This window comes from Stenotrophomonas sp. P5_B8, assembly GCF_054049855.1.
Genome location: NZ_JBFULO010000751.1, coordinates 1 through 990 on the forward strand (window position 1 = coordinate 1; position 990 = coordinate 990).

2 protein-coding genes are annotated in these 990 nt (G+C 62.8%); both read right to left on the reverse strand.

The annotated features are described in order from the left end of the window. Positions 1-275 (reverse strand): S1 RNA-binding domain-containing protein (locus ACXJKH_RS21220; protein ID WP_457322335.1); only part of this gene is annotated, 275 nt, incomplete at its 3' end. Positions 276-469: 194 nt separating this feature from the next. Beyond that, positions 470-990 (reverse strand): (d)CMP kinase (gene cmk / locus ACXJKH_RS21225; protein ID WP_457322337.1); only part of this gene is annotated, 521 nt, incomplete at its 5' end.

Below are 990 nucleotides of genomic sequence, written 5' to 3' on the forward strand. Positions count from 1 at the left end.
CGCTTGGCCTTCTCGCGCGACAGGACGGTTTCGCCGAAGCCGTTCTCGATGGAATCGAGGGCAACCTTGACGACATCGCCTTCGGCGACGTCGATTTCGCCAGCGTCGTTACGGAACTGTTCGATCGGCACGATGCCTTCGGACTTCAGGCCGGCGTTGATCACCACGACGTCGCCGCGGACTTCAACAACGACGCCGCTGACGATCGAGCCCGGCTTCAGCTTGGCCAGATTGGCCTGGCTGGCTTCGAACAGTTCGGCAAATGATTCGGTCATTAGATTTACTCTGTTGGACACATGGGCATTGGCCCCCGAAGGGAACCGCTTACTGCCCGCCTGTTGGTCGACCCCGGTAACGCAGGTCGTGTGTTAAGTAGGAAAACCGCCACGCAACATTGCGGGACGGAGCTTTTGCAGCCTTGCGATGGTGCGACACCGCCGATGGATTGACGGTCCTCCTGTACAACGGATCAGGCACCCGAAACCGGAAGCAGATCCAACACGTTGGCAACGACTGCGTCGATGCCGATGCCACTGGTGTCGATGATGACGGCATCGTCTGCCGGCTTCAGGGGCGCCACTGTGCGCTGTGCATCACGGGCGTCGCGGGCCATGATCTCGCGCAGGAGGTCATCAAAGTTAACAGAAACCCCCTTGTCTTTCAACTGCTTATGCCGGCGCTCGGCGCGCTCCTCGGCACTGGCGGTCAGAAACACCTTGTACGGCGCGTCCGGGAAGATGACCGTGCCCATGTCGCGGCCGTCCGCGACCAGCCCAGGCTCCAACCTGAATGCGCGCTGGCGTTCTTTCAGCGCCGCGCGGACCTCCGGGATCGCCGCAATGGCCGAGGCGAGCGCCCCGGTGGTCTCAAGCCGCAGCTCGTCGGTGGCATCGGTGTCGTTGACCACCACCCGCAACCCGCCGTCGGCGGCTTCGATGAAGCGCACATGGGTGTCGAAGGTGCAGCGAACCAGCGCCGAGGCGTCGGAGG